This window comes from Methylomonas paludis (assembly GCF_018734325.1).
GTDB classification, from domain to species: domain Bacteria; phylum Pseudomonadota; class Gammaproteobacteria; order Methylococcales; family Methylomonadaceae; genus Methylomonas; species Methylomonas paludis.
In genome coordinates this window covers 1793029-1813104 of record NZ_CP073754.1, presented here as the reverse complement: position 1 = coordinate 1813104, position 20076 = coordinate 1793029, and the positions used below count along the sequence as shown (strand labels likewise).

Genomic DNA, 20076 nt, shown 5'->3' with positions numbered 1-20076 from the left:
TCTACAATTCAATTAATCCAAACCAAGCCCAAATAAATGGTTGGTTAACCGCTTACGCTTATAGTTTAAACAACCTGTATTAATTCGATACAAATGTGTGATAGCGAACAGAGCATAATTTAAAATGCAGCGATAATAAACTCGCAGATTAGCTAGTTTGACCATATGTTGTCCCTCTTGTGGATATCCAAAAAAGCCTATGGCTTGGTTTGCAACACATTAATAAGCTGATATCGCAGCCAATGGATATTAGACATTTTATTAACTAATTAGAGTATGAATATGATTAAAAATTTTTTTAGAATAGCTATTGCCGTTTGTATCGGTCTTGCTTCAGCCCCTTTATTTGCTGAAGCGCCAGTGTTGGCTGAACCGAGTCATCCAATTGGCCCCACACCTTCAAAAACAGACGTGAAGGCAAATGCTGATTTTCTTAAAAAGCACGCCGAGTATTACCGGAGTTTAGAGGTGTATGAAAACTCCTTGGCAAAGCAGTATGGCGATCAAGGCAATAATGTATTAAAAGCCAAACACGAAGCTTTAGCGAGCCACGAAAAAGCCATAGCCAGTGAATATGAGCCTAAATAATCCAAAAAATGGAGTCAGGTTTAATTTTTTGAAATGGGGTCAGATTTAATTTTTTGCAAAATGTGCCCCATAACCTTGATGCAGCAGTACGGAATCAAGGATGGAAGCTAAAATCCGCCACTCACTTCATTAAATCGGGGTTACACTGATAGCCCCGCCTCCACCATCTCTACCTTTCCCCAATCAAGCCTCCGCAATCAACACCGCCGCCCCCTCAAATCGACCGGCACGCAAATCAGCCAAAGCCAGATTGGCTTGTTGCAGCGGATAAGTCGTAATATGCGTAACAATATCCAGATTCTGCACCGCCGCAAAAAAATCCAGACCATCCTGGCGGGTAAGATTGGCCACCGACAGCAATTGTCGCTCTTCCCATAACAATGCATAAGGAAAGCTGGGTATATCACTCATATGTATCCCGGCACACACCACCCGGCCACCTTTACGCACCGCTTTCAGCGCCAGCGGCACCAAGGCACCGACCGGGGCAAAAATGATGGCGGCATCTAAAGCCACCGGCGGCAGTTGCTCGGAACTACCGGCCCACACCGCACCCAAACTGCGGGCAAAATCCTGGCCGGCAGTTTGATCCGGCCGGGTAAATGCATACACAGAACGGCCTTGGCCATGAGCAATTTGCGCCAGAATATGCGCAGCTGCCCCAAACCCATACAAGCCCAGGTTTTTGCCGGGCCCGGCCAGCGTTAGCGCCCGCCAGCCGATCAAACCGGCACACAGCAAAGGCGCCAGCGCCGCATCCTCGCCCTGCTCTCCCAAAGGAAAAGCAAACCGGGCATCCACTATCATCGCCGAGGCAAAACCGCCATCCCGGCTGTAGCCATTAAACAAGGGATGATCGCAAAGATTTTCCTGCTGGTGCCGGCAATAATAGCAAACCCCGCAACTATGCCCCAGCCACGGTACCCCTACCCGCTCACCCAATTGCAGCCCCTCTACCCCGCTACCAATAGCATCAATTCTGCCCACCACTTCGTGGCCTGGAATGATAGGGGTTTGCGGATCAGGCAACTCACCATCCACCACATGCAAATCAGTACGGCACACCCCGCAAGCACTTACCTTAAGCCTGATTTCCCCCGGCCCCGGTTGCCGATCCGGCAACGCAGTCCATTTCAGCGCAGTGCCTATCTCGTTTAGTACCATCGCCTGCATAATGATCTCCAGTATTGATATCCATACCCATAGTTATGGAAGTCTATTAATTGTGACAAGGCGAAGTCGCCTTATGATAGTTAAATCGTAACTAGCCCAATATCCCATCAAAAATCAGTCAGATGTAGGATGTGCTAAACGCAGTGCAGCGCATCATTCGCAGCTAACGACTTATTCAAAACAGGATAATGCAATATTACGCTGAGTAATTACCTTAAATCTAAGCCGCTGTCTCCATCACCGGCGAATATTCCTGACGCCGTGCCGCCTGATTGCATCTGGCCCGATGCAGCAAAGCCTGTTGGGCAGCCAGACGATTTTCAGGCCGGCCGGCCCAGATGGCCAAAGCCGGTTGCTGAATCGCCCTGGCAAACGAAAAAGTCAAACACCACGGGGTACAGATCGGCGCCAGACTGCTGATAGCCTGCAAACGTGCGGTTGCCAATTGCGCGGACTGACCGCCGGACAAAAATGCGATGCCCGGTACGGCAGCCGGCACCGTGCGCAACAAACAGTTTAGAGTCGCCTCCGCCACTTCCATCAGGCCGGCCTGTTGCTCACAGTTTAAACCCGGCAACACCATATTAGCCTTGAGTATCATGCCCTCCAGCGCCACCCCTTGCCGGGCTAATTGCCCGAACACGCAACGCAACACGGTTTCCGTCACCGCCTGACACTGCGCCAGACTATGGCTGCCGGTCATTAACACCTCCGGTTCGACCACCGGCACCAGGCCCGCCTCCTGACATAATGCCGCATAACGCGCCAGCGCGTGGGCATTGGCATCAATCCCGGCCAGACTGGGCAGATGTTCGCCCACCGTGATTACCGCCCGCCATTTGGCGAAGCGCACGCCCATCGCCGAATATTCCTGCAAGCGTTCGCGCAGGCAATCCAGGCCCTCACTGACTTGTTCGCCCTCATGACCGGCCAAAGCTTTACTGCCGGTATCCACTTTAATGCCGGGCACCATTCCGGCAGTGCTGATGGCTTGACTAAAAGAACTATGGTTCTGCTGATGCTGGCGGATGGTTTCGTCGTAAAGAATCACCCCGCTGATACATTCAGACAGATTAGGTGTGGTAATCATCAGCTCGCGCCAGTTCTGCCGCGCAGTTTCAGTTTGGTCTATACCCAATTCTGCAAACCGCTTATTGCAGGTAGCGACACTCTCATCAATCGCCAGCAGGCCTTTGCCTTCGGCTAACATAAGTCGGGCAGTATTTGCCAGAATTTGCATCATAATTTGGTGCTCCCTCAATTCATTAATAAACAGGCGATCCTATGCCGGCCGATGCCCGGCGCTGAGCCGGAGCAGCGCACAGGCAGGCGCCAAAAATAAATATACAGCCGGTCACATAAAGCCAGAGCAATAAAGCCATTACCGCACTAAAGGCGCCATAAACCGGGTTTAAATTGCCAAATACCCGTAGATAACCCACAAACAAGATGCCGGCCAGATGAAACAGCAATGTGGTGCAAAATGCAGCAATCCACACCTGAGCAAATTTGGTGGGCTGGGCCGGAGCCAGCTGATAAAACAAACTCAAACTACCAAACACCAGCAGTGCTGAAATCAGTTCACCCAGCAGCGGATAAAGCCAGGCATTCCAGTCAGTATCGGTCAGCAGCCAATTCGCCAGTACATCCACCAACAGCGGCAAACTTACACCCAGCGCCAGCACCACCAGCATAATGCCCATAAAGATCAGGCTTTCCAACGATAACCGCCACCATTGAGCACTGCTGTCATCCCAGGCCTGACGGGTGACATTAATCAAGGTGCTGAAAAACTGCATGACTGCCCACACCAGCATCAGGATCGCGGTCAGGCTGGCCGGGCCGCGGGCTTTGACCACCGCATTGACCGTATTAAAAATATCAGAGCGCATATCGCCATCCAGCGGCACATAGCTGTGCAGATAGGCAATCAGCATGGTTGCCGCCTGTTCCCGGTCAATAAACAAAGAAGCACAGGTTAGGCTAAGCAAAATTAAGGGCAATAATGAAAATAGGGCAAAATAGGCAAATGCGCCTGCCGTCTGCATGGCATTGATATGGCGGAACCTTGTAATTGCCTGAGCGGTCAACTGCAATACCTGGCGGCCGGTAGCCGCCAGGTATTGCCAGGCCAGGGTCTTGTGCTTCGGCAAGCTCACAGCAACCTACTCATGTGCAGCGTCTCACGGCACGGGCGATACTCAAGGTGGGGTCAGCGGCTATCACCCGTACTCTAACCCGACTCTGCTCGGCAGAAAGCAGCGCTGCCGATCTGCTATTACGCGCATAATCCAGTTCAATACCCAGAAAAGCCAAGCCCTGGCAAATTCCAGCCCGAATCTGCGCCTCATTAGTCCCAATACCGCCAGAGAACACCAGTGTGTCCAGACCGCCCAGAGCCGCAGCCAATCCACCGATACACTTTTTCACCTGATAACAATATAGCGCCACGGCCTCTGCGGCCCGCTCATCCGTGGCCTGGTCAGCCAGCAAATCCCGGATATCCGGGCTTAATTCCGAAACTCCCAGCAAACCCGATTCACAATTAATCATCTGATTAAATTGCGCGATACTGATTTTTTCGCTATGGGCCAGATAAGTCATTACCCCAGGGTCCAGATCGCCGGAACAGGTACTCATCATCACGCCGGAAGCCGGCGTAAACCCCATGCTGGTATCAATACTATGGCCGTTCAATACCGCTGCCAGACTGGTGCTGCTGCCCAGATACGCCAAGATCACCCGGCCCTGAGTGGCGGCTGGATCACCCAGCTGTCCCAGCGCGTTTAACAAATAACTGTAACTTAAACCTTGAAATCCATAACGTTGCACACCCAGAGCCTGATAACGCCTGGGAATGGCCAGCCACTTGGCGACATTAGGCATATCATGATGAAACGCCGTATCGAAACAGGCCAGTTGCGGCAAGTTGGGATAGCGTAGCGCCAGCGTCTCCATCATGCCAATTTCATGAGGCAGATGTTGCGGCGCAAAACTGATGATGCCCTTTAACTCATCCAGCAGGCTTGCCGTCACCCAAGCCGGTTCTGTGCGTTGCATGCCGTGCACTACCCTCTGCCCGACCAACTTCACATCGGCAAATTCTGGCTGTTTTGCCAGCCAGTTAAATAAAAAATCGACTGCAGCTGCATAATCAGTGTGGGCCAGACTTAAAGTCCGATCCGGTTTGCTGCCATCATCATTAAAACTCAGATGCGTACCGCTCTGCCCTATATTGACAATCTCGCCGTATATTCTCAGCGGCAAAGCGGCAGTATTTTCATACACGGCAAATTTGATGCTCGACGAGCCGCCGTTTATCGCCAGGATGCCTGGATTACGCTGTTTCATGAATGACCTCGGGGTGACTGGATGGTGAAAGGCTCAACTTTAGTAGCAGACCGGCAGCCAAGGGCTGGATTCAGCACAGTTTTAGACAATACAAGCAAATATGGAATAGATCAGTACGGTAGCGCACATCAGTCAACCTTCTATGCCGGCGCTGTGTACGTTATCGAACAGACTTTGGCGGAGATTACGCAAACAATGGCGGCTCAGCAGCAGTGCTGGCCAGATTTGCTGTTTTGTGTCGTTTACAGCTAGAAAAACGACTATTTAACATGACCCGTAGCCTCGATGTAACGCAGTGGAATCGAGGGCTTCGCAGCGACCACCATATAGGGTGGCTTCGCCGCCAGGCTAGCCACCAAAACTTCGCGGGTGTTTGGTGTATAGCCATCGCAAAAACACCCTGCGCAAAGGGCAACGATAGCCTGCATCATCACGACCCGTAGCCTCGATGTAACGCAGTGGAATCGAGGGCTTCGCAGCGTAGCCCTAAATCAAAGCAGGGTCAGTGAGATTCAACAATGTCCTATACCACTTGCACCAAAATCAACTATCAAAGCTAACATAGCCATTGATAAACAGGAGCTTAGCTATGAAAGACCCGAAAATCATTTTAAGTCGCATCCCGGCAGCTTTTCCGCTATCAGCCTCGGTATTAGTATTAACTATCGCCGTTTTAGTGTTTTTTATCGGCGTTATGATGGCTTTTTATACCATTCCGGCAGAATCAGAGGGCATCGTGCTGAGATTTGGTAAATACATAGAAAAAGTCCCGTCAGGTTTACATGCCAAAGCCCCGTTCGGCATAGACAGCGTGATCATCGTGCCCAGCAAACGCCAGCAAAAACTGGAATTCGGCTTTGCCACACCGGGTTTTACCAATCCTGATCAAATCAGTGAAGAGCCGGATCTGGAAAAATCAATGGTCACCGGTGATCTTAATTCTGCCCTGGTGGAATGGGTGGTGCAGTATCGGATCAGCAATCCTGAACAATATCTGTTTGACGTGCGCCAACCGGCCCAGACCTTGCGTGACCTGTCTGAAGCCGTGATGCGCGAAGTCATAGGCGACCGCACCGTCGATGAAATTATTACCATCGGCCGCCAGGAGATAGAAGAAGCGGTGTTGCTCAGACTCACCGAGCTGGCCAGCCGTTATCAACTGGGCATCAGTATCAATCAGGTGCAATTAAAAAACGTCAATCCGCCCGAACCGGTACAACCCTCTTTTAATGAGGTCAACCGAGCCCAGCAGGATAGGGAAAATTCGATCAATCTGGCCAATGGCGAATATAACAAAGCGGTACCACGGGTACGCGGGGAAGCCGACCAAAAAATCCGGGCCGCTGAAGGCTACCGGTATAAACGTATTAACGAAGCCGAAGGTGATGTGACCGCATTTAATCAGGTTTTAACCCAATATTTAAAATCACCCGATGTCACCCGCACCCGGCTATATCTGGAAACCATGGCCGCAGTGCTGCCGCAAGCCAAACAACAGATTATTGTTGATGATACCGTCCAACAAATCATGCCCATGCTGGCTGTTCCGGCTAAATTACTTGAGGTAGCGAAATGACTTTATTTGAAAAAACGGGTTTGGCCCTCATCGCGGCACTGGCAATAGCGGTTTTTTCCAGCTATACAGTAAATCAGACTGAGCAAGTCGTGATTACTCAGTTCGGTAGTCCGGTGGGCGAACCGGTCACCAGCGCCGGTCTGCATTTCAAACTGCCCTTTATCCAGCAGATTAATAGCTTTGACAAACGCTATCTGGCCTGGGATGGGCCTTTGGTGGAAATGTCCACCAAAGATCGCACCTATGTGCAAGTTGATACTTTTGCCCGCTGGCGGATAGCCGATCCTTTGCGTTATTACCTGCGTTTGCATGATGAACGTAGCGCACAATCCCGGCTGGAAGATATTTTAGGCAGCGAAACCCGCACCGCAATTGCCCGGCATGAACTGATCGAAGTGGTGCGCACCGACAAAAACCGGGTGCCGTTGCAGGATGTCAGTCTCACCGGGCCTATCACCGGCGAAGGCACGCTCGGTGTGTTGCGGCCTATCCGCGATGGCCGCAATATTATCGCCCAGGATGTGATTACCGCGGCAGTGCCGAAACTGGCTGAGTTTGGTATTGAATTGCTGGATGTCCGCTTTAAACGCATCAATTACAATCAACAGGTACTGGAGCGCATCTATCAGCGCATGATTAGTGAGCGTTTGCAGATTGCTGAGCGGTTTCGTTCGGAAGGCGAGGGAGCGGCAGCGCGCATTATCGGTAACAAAGATAGGGATATTAACCAGATAGAGTCAACTGCTTACAAACAGGTACAGGATATTCAAGGTGAAGCTGATGCCAAAGCCACGGAAATTTACGCTGCCGCCTATGCCCAAAGGCCGGAAGCCAGCGAATTTTATCGTTTTCTGAAAAGCATGGAGACATATCGCAAAGTTATAACTGCCGATACTGTGCTGGTATTGTCTACCAACAGCGATTTGTTCGGATTACTCAAGCGAGTTGAAGCCAAAGCCCATTAAATAGCCCAAGATAGCCTCGATGAACCCAGGGTCATCGAGGCTAAACCATAATTATTGTGCCGCTTTCAAATGCACCACTGCCGCTTCGGCAGCTTTTTTAGCCAAGTCTGTATGCCCCAGCTTACCGTGTTCTATAGCTTCATCCAGACTTTTAGCACCGGCATCCAGATGTTCATTGGCAGTTTTAACATGGGCTTTGGCCAGCTCAGCATGTTCAGCGATCGATTTGGCATCGGCAGCATTGGCGGCTGATTCAGCGTGTTTAATAGCCTGGCCAATATGGCTGTCTGTGGCAAAAGCTGTAAATGAGCACAGCATTAATACCATGCCGGCATAATAGCCTAAGCTGGTTTTATTAGTGTTTGACATTTGGTTTTCCTGTTAAATATTTCTAATAATGGTGGCCGTCGGCTATGCGAATTGAGGCATAGGCCGTGGCGGGTTTTGTCACAGCCGGTTCAGCTATGAAAAAGGACTGGGTTTTTCCAGTACTTCGGCACGACCTTATCAGGAATTTGCCCTTAAATCGGTACGCTGCAACACATATAAACTCCCTGCTGTTTCGACAAATAAGCGTTAATCCGCAGTCTTTCTTCAACTGATAAATCAGCAATAACATCTTGTATTTTAATGAAATTAGTTTGCCTTATTGGTAAAGCTGATATGATGACATTAGCTTATGTGGTGTACCGCACAGAGCAGGCGTTGGATAAGCTTTTAAACTTTATTGACAGCCCAGCTAAATCGATTGAATCCGACTATTAAACTCTATATATAAAACTATGACTGATCTTGATAGCCAAAGAAAAAACCACCTGCTCGATTCACTTCCGGCGGCAGAATTTGACCGACTCTTACCGTTTCTGGAACGGGTTGATATGGCTTTGGGCCAGGTGGTATACGAATCCGGCGGACAATTACGCTATGCCTATTTCCCTACCACCTGCATCGTTTCACTATTATATGTGCTGGAAAACGGCGCTTCTGCGGAAATCGCCGTAGTCGGCAATGACGGCATTATCGGTGTCGCCCTGTTCATGGGCGGCGACACCATGCCCAACCGGGCCGTCGTGCAAAGCGCCGGCTATGCCTATCGCATCAAGGTCCAGCAGGTGATGAGAGAATTTAACCGCTACGGCGTCATGCTGCACCTGTTACTGCGTTACACTCAGGCCCTGATTACCCAAATGGCCCAAACCGCAGTCTGCAACCGTCATCATAGCGTCGATCAGCAGCTATGCCGCTGGCTGTTGCTGAGTCTGGATCGCCTGGACTCCAACAAATTGAACATGACTCAGGAATTGATCGCCAATATGCTGGGTGTGCGCCGGGAGGGCGTTACCGAAGCCGCTGGAAATCTGCAGCGCGCCGGTCTGATCGAATACAGCCGCGGTCACATTCTGGTGAGTGATCGTCCTGGCATTGAGCACAGAGTCTGTGAATGTTACCAAGTGGTCAAAGCCGAATCGGATCGACTGCTGGCCTATTTACCCACAGTTAAAGCCAGCGCGGCTTGATTCTAACTTTTCACTATAAAACAATAACTAATGTAATATATTTAATATTTTTTATAGGTTAAACACAAATCTTTTGTACTGTGTTTTGCTGTGTTTTACCGTCATCTGGTCCAAAACCAGGGCTGGTCATGTTATGTGTCATGCCGTACAGACCTTATCGTATTCCCCCGTTAACATTTAACATTCAAAGCCAAGGCATTAATGTTGAAGAATCACTATCAGACCTTGGCCGTATGACCTTCCTGATTGCCGCACAGTGAATTCAAAAACAACCATGAATAAATCGATTTTCCGAGCCAAAGCGCCTCCCACACCACAAAATCCGGCTTGGTGGTTAAGTCCGCTCGATGCGCAGGCAGCACTGGCCGGGGATGCTGACGGCCTGAGCCAAAACGAAGCCGCCCAGCGCCTGACTAAATTTGGCGCCAATCAGTTACGCGATCACAAAAAACAGCTGCTGTTGCTGCAATTTCTGGCCCGCTTTAAAAACCCGCTGGTATTACTGTTGCTGGTAGCCAGTGCCATCTCGGCATTAACCGGCGAACTGACTAATTTTGTCATCATCTTTGTCATGGTGATCCTGAGTGTAACGCTGGATTTTGTGCAGGAACACAACGCCGGCAAAGCCGCTGAAAGCCTGCGCCAGTCGGTTTCCATTCGCGCCACAGTAATCCGCGATGGTAAATCTATCGAAATTCCAGTCACTCAGGTAGTACCCGGCGATCTGGTGACGCTGTCAGCCGGCGACATGATTCCGGCAGACGGTTTGGTATTGATTGCTCGTGACTTATTCATCAAGCAATCTCTGCTGACTGGCGAATCCTATCCGGTGGAAAAACATCCGGGTTCGCTGGCCGCTAGCGCCGATGATATCCAGGATGCCACTAACGCCGTATTTATGGGTACTACTGTAATTAGCGGCAGCGCCCGGATGCGGGTAGTAAAAACCGGGGCTACTACCGCTATCGGCGCCATTGCCGACAGCCTGACTCGCCGCGCTCCACCCACCGCTTTTGAAGTTGGCACCCAGCGATTCGGTTTGCTGATCATGCGTTTGACCATTTTGTTGGTGTTATTTGTTTTGCTAGTCAATGCCTGGTTAGGCAAACCTTGGTTGGAATCATTCATGTTTGCGGTAGCGCTGGCAGTGGGTCTGACACCGGAGCTGTTACCGATGGTGGTTTCTGTCACGCTATCACGCGGCGCTATCCACATGGCTCGTAAACGGGTCATCGTCAAACGGCTGGCTTCCATCCAGAACCTGGGCTCGATGGATGTGCTGTGTACCGACAAAACCGGTACCTTGACCGAAGCCAGAATTCACCTGGAACAACATATCGACCCGCAAGGCAACCCCAGCCCACGGGTGCTGGAACTGGCTTATTTAAATAGTTTTTTCGAATCTGGCTTAAAAAGTCCACTGGATGAAGCTATCCTGGCTCATACCAGTTTCGACATCAGCGCCTGGCAAAAAATTGACGAAGTACCTTTCGATTTCGAACGTCGCCGGGTCTCTGTGTTACTGGACAAAGGCAATGGCCGGCTGCTGATCGTGAAAGGCGCATCTGAAGAAATCATTACCTTGTGTACCCATTACGAAGATCAAGGTAATTCGTTGCCATTGGACAAAACAGCCCGTGCGCGTATTCATGCCCAACACATTGCCCTGGAATCCGAGGGCTTTCGGGTATTGGGCATTGCCTGGCGGGAAGTGCCGGCCGATCATCCTCATGCAGTAATCGGTGACGAAGCAGAGCTGGTGTTTACTGGTTTTGCCGGTTTTCTAGATCCACCCAAAGCCAGTGCCGGTGCCGCATTGGCAGCCTTGCAGGACAGCGGCGTCAGCGTCAAAATAGTCACCGGCGACAGCGAACTGGTTACCCAGCATGTCTGCACCCAGCTTAATATCCCGGTGCAAGGTATCCTCACCGGCAAAGAAATTGAACAAATGGACGATTACGCTCTACGCGCCAGGGTGGAAACGGCCAATCTGTTTTGCCGGGTTAACCCTTCGCAGAAAGACCGGGTAATTCTGGCCCTGAAAGCCCGTGGTCACGTTGTAGGCTATCTGGGCGACGGCATCAATGATGCCCCTTCTCTGCATTCTGCCGATATTGGCCTGTCGGTGGATTCGGCGGTGGATGTGGCCAAGGAAGCTGCCGACATGATTTTGCTGGATCAGGATTTAAATGTCTTGTATGAGGGGGTACTGGAAGGCCGGCGCACCTTCGGCAACATCATGAAATACATCATGATGGGTACCAGCTCAAATTTCGGCAATATGTTCAGCATGGCTGGGGCCGCATTATTTCTGCCGTTTTTACCCATGCTGCCTACTCAGATTTTGCTCAACAATATTCTTTACGATTTGTCCGAAGTGCCTATTCCACTGGATAAAGTGGATACCGAAGACTTGCGCCGCCCCCGAGTGCTGGATATGAATTTTATCCGGAATTTTATGCTGGTGATAGGGCCTATCAGTTCGGTGTTCGATTTCTTGACCTTCTATGTTATGCTGACCGTACTAAAAGCTGATGAAACCCTGTTCCAGACCGGTTGGTTTGTGGAATCGCTGTGTACTCAGGTTCTGGTGATTTTTATCCTCCGTACTCGAGGTAATCCGTTTAAAAGTCGCGCTCACCCGATTCTGGTGGCGACCTCGTTGACTATAGTGGCCATTGCTGCCGCGCTACCTTTTACACCGGTGGGAGCCTATTTCGGTTTTGTACCGCCACCGGCCCGGTTTTATGTCATTCTGGCGATTATGGTGGTGGTTTATCTGGCTATTGTTGAACTGGCCAAAATGGGTTTTTATCGTTGGTACCGGTTAAAACATCCTAACATCAGCTAGGAGCTTGTCCGAGAATAGAAGCCGTAGCGAGGGTAGGTTTTCTATTATTGGATAGGCTCCTAATGTAACACTTCCCAGCCCTGGGGCTTAAACCGGGTATTTCTAAATTTTAAAGGCATTGCGAGCCAACTCAATCAACATGACTAAATCTGGCATGGTTAGGCAAAAAACCTGTTTTACTCCCGCCCTGTACGCAGCTAACTTATCAGCGTTTTTATTATTAAGTGCCTGCTCCAGCCAGCCGGTTAAACAAACCAAAAATTCTGATCCTTGGGAAAGCTGGAATAAGAGCACCCAGTCGGTGAACGACAGTTTGGACAAACACATTTTCAAGCCGGTAGCCGAAGCTTATGTCAATGTTACCAACGCCACCATAGATACAGGTGTACGCAATTTTTTCAGCAATATTAACGACATCGATGTCAGTATCAATGATTTTTTACAATTAAAATTTTTGCATGGTGGTATGGATGTTAGTCGCTTTATAATAAACTCCACAGTGGGTGTGGCTGGCCTGTTTGATGTGGCTAGTTCTTTAGACTTGCCCAAACACAACGAAGATTTTGGCCAAAGTTTAGGCGTCTGGGGTGTTCCATCCGGGCCGTACATGGTATTGCCAGTACTGGGTCCTAGTAATCCACGTGATACCATCGGTTTAATCGGCGATGCGTTTATGAATCCACTCACCTATTTTTCTATTTTTGGCGGCTTTACCGGGTCTATGGTTTCCACAGGGGCGGGTGTGGTCAATGCCACCGGCAAGCGCGCCGACCTGATTCCTGCCGAAAAAGTGATGGAGGAAGGCAGCAACGGCAACCGCTATGAATTTATCAAAAATTCTTATTTGCAGCATCGCCAGTATTTGATCGAAGACGGTAAAGAAGAAACCAGCGACGATCCGCTCAGTTCCGACGACATTGATAGCGCCCTGAATAAAACGCCAAGTAATGCACCCAACAGTGCTCCAGCCACCGGGAAAAAAGCCACGGTTGATGTACTGCCTATTCAGAAAAAGCATTGATGCTCGGATAGGTTGGCGCTAACACTGCAATTGATTTGCACGACAGTTGCTTTCCTGCTTCGTGCCGTTTTATTTAACCTTTAAATATGCAAATATCCGGCCACTCGAATGGCAACTTTTATAAGCTATTATCGTTTCGTATCCTGATAGTATTGGCCTACCAGATCATCGCTACGGTAGTTGGCTGGCACATCTACGAACTGACTCATGACACACTGGCCCTGGGTCTGATCGGTTTGACCGAGGCGATTGCTTATTTCTGTTCAGCTTTGTTTGCCGGGTATGCGATAGATCATTATTCCCGCCGATTGTTTGGCGTAGTGGCCTGTCTGCTGCTGTTTGGTAATGCGCTGACCCTGGCCGCCATCTCGGCAGGCTGGCTAGGCGATAATATTTTATGGTGGATATATGGCTCTATTGGCTTGACTGGTCTGGCCAGAGCATTTTTTGGCCCCACCTTCAGCGCCATGTTTGCTTTAGTGGTAGCCCGTGACCGGTATGCAAGAGCAGCGGGATTTGCCACTTCAGTATTTCAGTTTGGCTTGGTGGTAGGGCCGGCCTTGGGCGGGATACTGGTTGCTTGGGCCGGTAAAATCTCGGCCTATGGTGTGGCGGCTGGCTTATGTTTAGGTTCGGCCACTGCATTGCTAAGTATACGCGTTAAAATCCCCAAATCCGAGATCAGCGAATCCATCGCCACCAGTATCGGCCAGGGTTTCCGGTTTGTATTCAGCAATCAAATCATCCTGGGCGCGCAATCTCTGGACATGTTTGCAGTACTGTTTGGCGGTGCCGTGTCTTTGCTGCCGGCTTTCATTCATGATGTCTATCATTACGGCCCGGAAGGACTGGGCATACTCCGCGCTGCTCCGGCCATTGGTGCGGTGATGACCGGGCTGTATATGGCCCGTAATCCCATCCACCGCCATACCGGCAAGTGGTTGCTGGCGGCAGTGGCCGGTTTTGGTATTAGCATGATCTGCTTTGCCCTGTCTGTGAATTTTTGGCTTGCCGGTTTACTCTTGATATTGTCAGGCGTGTTCGACGGTGTATCCGTGGTGTTGCGCAGCACTATCTTGCAACTAGCCACTCCGGATGCCATGCGCGGCAGGGTTTCTGCGATCAGCGGCATCTTTATCGGCTCGTCTAATGAGTTGGGTGCTTTTGAATCCGGCATCGCTGCACGTCTGATGGGGCTGGTACCTTCGGTGATTTTTGGCGGCACAATGACCTTGATCGTGGTGGGTGCAACGGCAAAACTGGCGCCAAAGCTGAGGCGATTGGAACTTGGGCAATTGCAATAAACACCCGGGCCAGTGGCTACAGTTGCTTGGATATGGACCACAAAATCGCTTTTTGTAAGGGCCTAACGGGATAAAGATCACAGTAAAGGCCTTTAATAGCTTATTGACAATTGGAATTAAGTGCATTTTGCGCTACGCATCTTTACCCGTATAATCTTGGATAATGCCCAAGAAGCATAGTGCCTAATTATTGCGTCAAGACCCCATCTTATAAATAAAAGCGTTTGATTATGTTAAACAAAACTCTAAAACCACTAACAATTGCTTCCGCTGAAAATCTTGGAAGCGGAACGTAAGTGGAGCGAAGATTTTTAGTCCCCGATAGGCGTAGCGCCGGGCGGGTTTTCGAAGCGAAGCGGAGAAAACCTGCAAGGCATCGCGAAACGCCGTCAAGTCACTTGGAGCCGAAGTTCCGATCCCCTTGTTGGGTCGGAACGAGGTGAGGAGGACGAATCGGGGCCGCCGGAGGCATTAGCGGTCGCGTAATTTTTGCCGCTTGTTGGGGCTGGGATGCCCCTAAACAAGCTTTCGCAAAAATAGCGACTCACTGAAATGCTGGCATTAGTAACGCTATTTATTACTACTGCTCAAGCAGTTACAACAGGTTCTCAAGGCCCGGCTGGTCCTCGTGGCCCTCAAGGCGTACAAGGCCCAGCAGGGCCTCGCGGCACTCAGGGTATACAAGGCCCTGCGGGTATAGGGGTCACCATTCATAAAAAAGGTGACTCTTATCAGGGAGGGATCATATTTTACGTTTCTGCTGATGGTCAACACGGTTTAATCGCGGCAAGGGCCGACCAAGGCTCAGCACCATGGAATAATGGAAATTTTGGTATTGTCGGCACTTCAGGTGATGGACTGTTTGCAGGTGCTATGAATACCACTATAGAAGTAGCCACTCAAATCCGCGATGCTCCGCTCGCTAATTTTGCCGCACTATTGGCTGCAAATTACAGCATTCATGACGATGGCATCACGGCTTGTTCGGGTTCAACAACAGAAAGCTGTTATGGTGACTGGTACTTACCTTCAAAACAAGAGTTGAAATGGTTATATCAGGAAAGTAAAGTTGTAGGTGGTTTTGTTAACTACAACAATAGCTATTGGAGTTCTACCGAGTACGACCAAAACTATGCGTGGTATCAGAACTTCAACAATGGCTTCCAGTACTCCAACGTCGATAAGGGCAATGAGTTTGGGGTGCGTGCTATTCGGGCTTTTTAACAACCTGAATCCGTGACTTTAAATCACAAGAATTCCTCTATCCGAATGATTTAAAAGGCATAATTTGATAAAATAGGCTCAATATAATTTCACCCATTGAGTGAGCCATGGAACATTTTATCCTTGAACAATCCGAAACGGAAATTTATACCAGCCATTCTGGGTTAGCCTTAGTGGGTTTATGCCTAAACCAATACGGCAAACTTAATCAAGCGCTGAAAAGCGGTATACCACTGCGGCACGGCATAGCGCACAGCGACATTATCAAATCCTATATGGGGACCTTATGCTTAGGGAAAAGCGACTTTGAAGCCATTGAAAACTATCGTCACGACTTGTATTTCAAATCATCCCTATCAATTAAGCAAGTGCCTTCAACCGCACGCCTCAGACAGCGCCTGGATGAGCAAGCCGAAGCATTATTGCCCATTGTCTATAACAGCAATATCGACTTCATGGTTGAGGCACAAGTCCCCGTCACCCCCTTAAAAACCGGCCATGTGGCACTGGATATGGATGTCTACCCCATGAATAACGAGAAGACCCGCAAGGAAGGCATCTCCAGAACCTACAAAGGCTATGACGGTTACGCACCGATAGCCGCTTATTTGGGTAACGAAGGCTGGTGTTTGACCAATGAACTCAGAGTGGGCAAACAGCATTCGCTGAAAATCTTGGAAGCGGAACGTAAGTGGAGCGAAGATTTTTAGTCCCCGATAGGCGTAGCGCCGGGCGGGTTTTCGAAGCGAAGTGGAGAAAACCTGCAAGGCATCGCGAAACGCCGTCAAGTCACTTGGAGCCGAAGTTCCGATCCCCTTGTTGGGTCGGAACGAGGTGAGGAGGACGAATCGGGGCCGCCGGAGGCATTAGCGGTCGCGTAATTTTTGCCGCTTGTTGGGGCTGGGATGCCCCTAAACAAGCTTTCGCAAAAATAGCGACTCACTGAGCCAATCCGAATTTCAATATACCCTGGAACGCGTCATTCCTGCCGCCAAACGTCTGACCGATAAGCCATTGCTGGTACGCCTGGATAGCGGTCATGATGCACTGGATACCCGCATCTGGCTGAGCGGTGACGAGCAAGTCGATTTCATTGTGAAATGGAATCCGCGCAAACAAGACGTTGAAACCTGGTTAGCGCAAGCCGAACAAAAAGGTCAATGGACAAGTCCACGAGAAGGCAAGCGCGTTGCGCTGTTCAGCGTGGAAGAGCAACAGACCCGTAGCGATAAAACCTATCGCTTCCGCCGCGTCATGCAAATCACCGAACGCACCACCACGGCCAGCGGCCAAATGCTGTTGATACCCGACATCGAAATCGAAGGTTGGTGGACTTCCCTGGATCAATCGCACTACGATGACGCCCACATCATCGCCCTGTACCGGGATCATGCCACTGCCGAACAATTTCACAGTGAATTCAAAACTGATCTGGACATTGAGCGCTTGCCGTCCGGCAAATTTGCCACCAACGATCTGATTATGACCTTGAGCGCCTACAGCTACAACATTTTGCGCTGGATCGGCCTGATAGGCTTACTCGGCGACATCAGTCCCGTTAGACACCCTGCCAAACGGCGGCGCATCAAAACGGTTATGCAGGAACTCATGTACCTAGCTGCGAGGGTCATCCGAACCGGCCGCCGCCTGAAACTGCGGTTTTCCGCTGCCTGCACTGGCTTTAAGGCTTTCGAGGCTACCTATGCTAAATTAGCCGCCAGCTAATCCAAATCCACCCAGTTAATACCGGCGACACCTGCCGCCGCGGGCGGAGACTTGCCAACAGAAAATAAATGACGCATATTCAGCCAATAATTGCCGGAAAATACCCACGAATGGAATGGCCAAACTATTTTCCCTCTGGAAATTGAACAAATTGACGGCTATTTTTTAAATGAGCACAGATGAATTTCATTGCAACAACTGAAGTCACGGATTCAGGAACAATTTAACCCTTTAATAATTTTCTTGTCCGCTATAGGCGGAGTCGGCAAAGACCAATGCATGGAGTGATTATAATTGATGGTGTCTAAATAATGCACAAACGCACGTCCAGCCCACCAGTTTACGGTTCCGCCGCTACCAAAATCCGCATGAGTCAGTGTGTGCGAATACTCCGCTATCAAAGCTATAGTCCTGAACCACTCCGCCACAGGAATTGATAATAGCAGTGAAGATACTTATTGTAGCTGGATGATTGATAGACATCCTCCCATGGTTGCGGACTGAGCAGCATTGTTGCTGCGAATAGCCTTTTTTCGCATTTCATGTTTATCTCGTTGGCAATGAACTATGTAGCAATTCAGGCATGACTAATAAAGCCACCTCACTCCAAGCTTCATGGCTATAAGAAATCAGCGATAGACTTGAGGGAAAATACTGTCATATTTACAAGCCATTGAACATTAATATCTTTTATCAAAATGGTTATTTTGCAAATGACAAATTCTTGATAGTGGCTGTTTTTTTTGTTCGGGCACTTGTCACCAGATTTCCCTAGTATATACGGCCAATTTGGAATAGCTTTTTGTTTAAGCAACTGATGGTGTTATTAAATTAAACGGCGACCATGCCGCCATCGACATACAAATCCACGCCAGCGATATAACTGCTGTCGGATGATGCCAAGAATAGTACCGCTTGGGCGATTTCCTCAGGACGGCCAAAGCGGCCTAAAGGCACTTGAGTTGCTATATTTGTCCCAAATGCTGCAATTTGTTCGACTGACAAGCCCATTTTGTCAAATATTGGTGTTTCAACCGGGCCGGGACTGACCACGTTGACCCGAATGCTACGGGCCTTTAATTCAGTCGTCCAAGTGCGGGCAAAAGAACGGACGGCAGCTTTGGTCGCAGAATAAACTCCAAAGCCGTCCATGCCCACTGTATTTGCTATTGACGAGTTCAGGATCACCGAACCGCCATCCACCAATAACGGCAAAGCCTTCTGCACCGTAAACAGCAAGCCTTTGACGTTAATGCCAAAGGTTTTGTCAAAATGCTCTTCAGTAACCGCGTCTATAGGCGATAACTCTGCTATGCCGGCATTAGCAAACAGGATGTCAATATTTCCAAACTTGGCTTTAACTTCGGCATAAAGCCGATCAAGATCTGCTAGATTGGCAACATCACCTCGCACACCAACAACGCTGCCACCAATTGATGCCACGGCGGCATCAAGTTCCTCTTGCCTGCGGCCGGTAATAACGACTTTAGCCCCCTCTTTGACAAATAATTTGGCTGTTGCCAAGCCAATACCACTATTACCACCAGTAATAACCGCAATTTTTCCAGAAAGTTTGTTCATGACTAATCCTCTAAAGTTAACAGTAATCTTGCCAAAATGAATTCAATTATTCATTTGTTCGGTATTATGGAACTATTAAACAATGCTGTTAAACTATGCTAATATAATTAGCATGAGAAAGGTTTTTCATCCGAACATCGAAGAAATTACGGTCGAAGGCATACTGCATGCTTTTTCTGACCCGGTGCGTATAGAAATATTCGCCAATCTAGCCAAATCAGAATGCGCCAAGAATTGTTCAACCTTTTTAAACATCCAAAAAGAAATACTGCCTAAATCAACATTATCCCAACACTTCCGCATTTTGCGCGAGGCCGGTCTGATCCGCAGCGAACGCAAGGGTGTCGAGCTTATCAACTCCACACGCTGTGAAGAACTTAAAGAACGGTTTGGTCCTATGATTCAGGCTATTGTCGAGGCCTATGCACAACAGCAGAAAGCTCACTAGTGGTTGCCCAACATTACTTTGACGGAAGCGCTATGATGATGTGATGACTCTGAAGGCGCATGGTTTGCGATTGATGCGCATCACTGCGTTCACGCCGTATCCGTCAAAATACGATTGGCACGCTACTATAAAAATAAGCTTTCAATACCATTCAACACAACACCACCAGTAATATCAGCCCAGGAATTATGCCTAAGATCAATCCTATGACAATAGCAATAGTTTCGCCGGTTGAATAGTTACAACCAGTTTTGCCTACACTGACATGTGCCTGTTTGTCGTCGTCCAGACCAGCCAGCAACATACCGGAAAATTCGTCTGCCACTTGTGCTTGGGATGATGCCAGGATAATTCGGCTGCGTACCGCACTGAGCCGGTCTTTTGCACCTGCCAGTTCATCGCTGAACGGCAGCAAGGTATAGGCATTGTCCAATGCGGACAGGGCTGCATTTGTGGGGGTCAACGCCATGATTCGCGCTGCATCCACGGTTTCTGCCTGGCTGATTTGAGTTTTAAGGGCGTTAAGTTTTTGATACTGCTCAGAACCAGCAGGGCACCCAGACTTGATTAAATCCAGACTCTCCCAAGTGCTCATGGCGTTAACCGGTGTTGCCGCAGGGAGGATCAATAGCAGGTTCAAGGTCAGACTGCGCAATAACACTGATTTAGACTTCATATGAAATGAAGTCAATAATTTATTGTTTTTCATAATATTACTCCGTAATTAAAAGCTTAAAATCTGGTAATGATTA

The 20076-nt window shown here is 49.3% G+C and carries 16 protein-coding genes and 2 pseudogenes; 11 read left to right on the top strand and 7 right to left on the bottom strand.

Features of this window, described 5'->3' with window-relative positions:
• Positions 1-282 precede the first annotated feature (282 nt).
• A complete protein-coding gene (locus KEF85_RS08200; protein WP_215584864.1) occupies positions 283-588 on the top strand; it encodes a hypothetical protein in 306 nt (101 codons plus the stop codon).
• 183 nt (positions 589-771) lie between these two features.
• On the opposite strand, the gene KEF85_RS08195 is transcribed toward KEF85_RS08200, so the two are convergent.
• From KEF85_RS08195 to KEF85_RS08180, 4 genes are all read right to left on the bottom strand, one after another.
• On the bottom strand, positions 772-1761 hold the full coding sequence (locus KEF85_RS08195) for a zinc-dependent alcohol dehydrogenase family protein (RefSeq protein ID WP_215584862.1): 990 nt from the start codon (positions 1759-1761) through the stop codon (positions 772-774).
• A gap of 220 nt (positions 1762-1981) precedes the next feature.
• Positions 1982-3004 carry a class I fructose-bisphosphate aldolase gene (locus tag KEF85_RS08190; RefSeq protein WP_215584860.1) on the bottom strand — a complete coding sequence of 341 codons (1023 nt, stop codon included), beginning with the start codon at positions 3002-3004 and terminating at the stop codon, positions 1982-1984.
• A gap of 22 nt (positions 3005-3026) precedes the next feature.
• Positions 3027-3920: a YihY/virulence factor BrkB family protein gene (locus KEF85_RS08185; RefSeq protein WP_215584858.1), complete on the bottom strand. Its 894-nt coding sequence runs from the start codon at positions 3918-3920 to the stop codon at positions 3027-3029.
• A gap of 10 nt (positions 3921-3930) precedes the next feature.
• Positions 3931-5112, bottom strand: coding sequence for an acetate/propionate family kinase (locus tag KEF85_RS08180; protein WP_215584856.1), 1182 nt, complete (start codon positions 5110-5112; stop codon positions 3931-3933).
• Positions 5113-5701: 589 nt separating this feature from the next.
• On the opposite strand from KEF85_RS08180, the gene hflK reads away from it, so the two are divergent.
• Together hflK and hflC are read left to right on the top strand one after the other, a co-directional pair.
• Positions 5702-6688, top strand: coding sequence for an FtsH protease activity modulator HflK (gene hflK / locus KEF85_RS08175; protein WP_215584855.1), 987 nt, complete (start codon positions 5702-5704; stop codon positions 6686-6688).
• Positions 6685-7653, top strand: coding sequence for a protease modulator HflC (gene hflC / locus KEF85_RS08170; protein ID WP_215584853.1), 969 nt, complete (start codon positions 6685-6687; stop codon positions 7651-7653). The genes hflK and hflC overlap by 4 nt, the downstream gene beginning before the upstream one ends.
• 51 nt (positions 7654-7704) lie before the next feature.
• Here the strand turns inward: hflC and smbP are convergent, their stop codons facing one another.
• Positions 7705-8022 carry a small metal-binding protein SmbP gene (smbP, locus tag KEF85_RS08165; protein WP_215584851.1) on the bottom strand — a complete coding sequence of 106 codons (318 nt, stop codon included), beginning with the start codon at positions 8020-8022 and terminating at the stop codon, positions 7705-7707.
• 413 nt (positions 8023-8435) lie between these two features.
• On the opposite strand from smbP, the gene KEF85_RS08160 reads away from it, so the two are divergent.
• From KEF85_RS08160 to KEF85_RS08130, 7 genes and pseudogenes are all read left to right on the top strand, one after another.
• Positions 8436-9170, top strand: a complete 735-nt coding sequence (locus tag KEF85_RS08160; RefSeq protein ID WP_215584850.1) for a Crp/Fnr family transcriptional regulator — start codon at positions 8436-8438, stop codon at positions 9168-9170.
• Positions 9171-9444: 274 nt separating this feature from the next.
• Positions 9445-12021, top strand: a complete 2577-nt coding sequence (mgtA, locus tag KEF85_RS08155; protein ID WP_215584848.1) for a magnesium-translocating P-type ATPase — start codon at positions 9445-9447, stop codon at positions 12019-12021.
• A gap of 139 nt (positions 12022-12160) precedes the next feature.
• Entirely contained in the window at positions 12161-13042 is an 882-nt protein-coding gene (locus tag KEF85_RS08150) for an MlaA family lipoprotein (protein WP_246535082.1), read from the top strand.
• A gap of 86 nt (positions 13043-13128) precedes the next feature.
• A complete protein-coding gene (locus KEF85_RS08145; RefSeq protein ID WP_215584846.1) occupies positions 13129-14346 on the top strand; it encodes an MFS transporter in 1218 nt (405 codons plus the stop codon).
• A gap of 552 nt (positions 14347-14898) precedes the next feature.
• Complete coding sequence (locus KEF85_RS16925) at positions 14899-15570, top strand: Lcl domain-containing protein (protein ID WP_215584844.1); 672 nt, start codon at positions 14899-14901, stop codon at positions 15568-15570.
• A 515-nt stretch (positions 15571-16085) separates the two neighbouring features.
• Positions 16086-16241 (top strand): annotated as a pseudogene (locus KEF85_RS17105) (IS1380 family transposase); the annotation flags it as partial.
• Between the two features lie 274 nt (positions 16242-16515).
• Positions 16516-17295, top strand: a pseudogene (locus KEF85_RS08130) (IS1380 family transposase); the annotation flags it as partial.
• A gap of 831 nt (positions 17296-18126) precedes the next feature.
• Here the strand turns inward: KEF85_RS08130 and KEF85_RS08125 are convergent.
• Positions 18127-18876, bottom strand: a complete 750-nt coding sequence (locus tag KEF85_RS08125; protein WP_215584841.1) for a glucose 1-dehydrogenase — start codon at positions 18874-18876, stop codon at positions 18127-18129.
• Between the two features lie 112 nt (positions 18877-18988).
• Here KEF85_RS08125 and KEF85_RS08120 point away from each other — a divergent pair, with 112 nt between their 5' ends.
• Positions 18989-19324 carry an ArsR/SmtB family transcription factor gene (locus KEF85_RS08120; protein ID WP_215584839.1) on the top strand — a complete coding sequence of 112 codons (336 nt, stop codon included), beginning with the start codon at positions 18989-18991 and terminating at the stop codon, positions 19322-19324.
• Between the two features lie 151 nt (positions 19325-19475).
• Here the strand turns inward: KEF85_RS08120 and KEF85_RS08115 are convergent, their stop codons facing one another.
• Positions 19476-20033, bottom strand: a complete 558-nt coding sequence (locus tag KEF85_RS08115; protein WP_215584837.1) for a hypothetical protein — start codon at positions 20031-20033, stop codon at positions 19476-19478.
• Between the last annotated feature and the right edge of the window lie 43 nt (positions 20034-20076).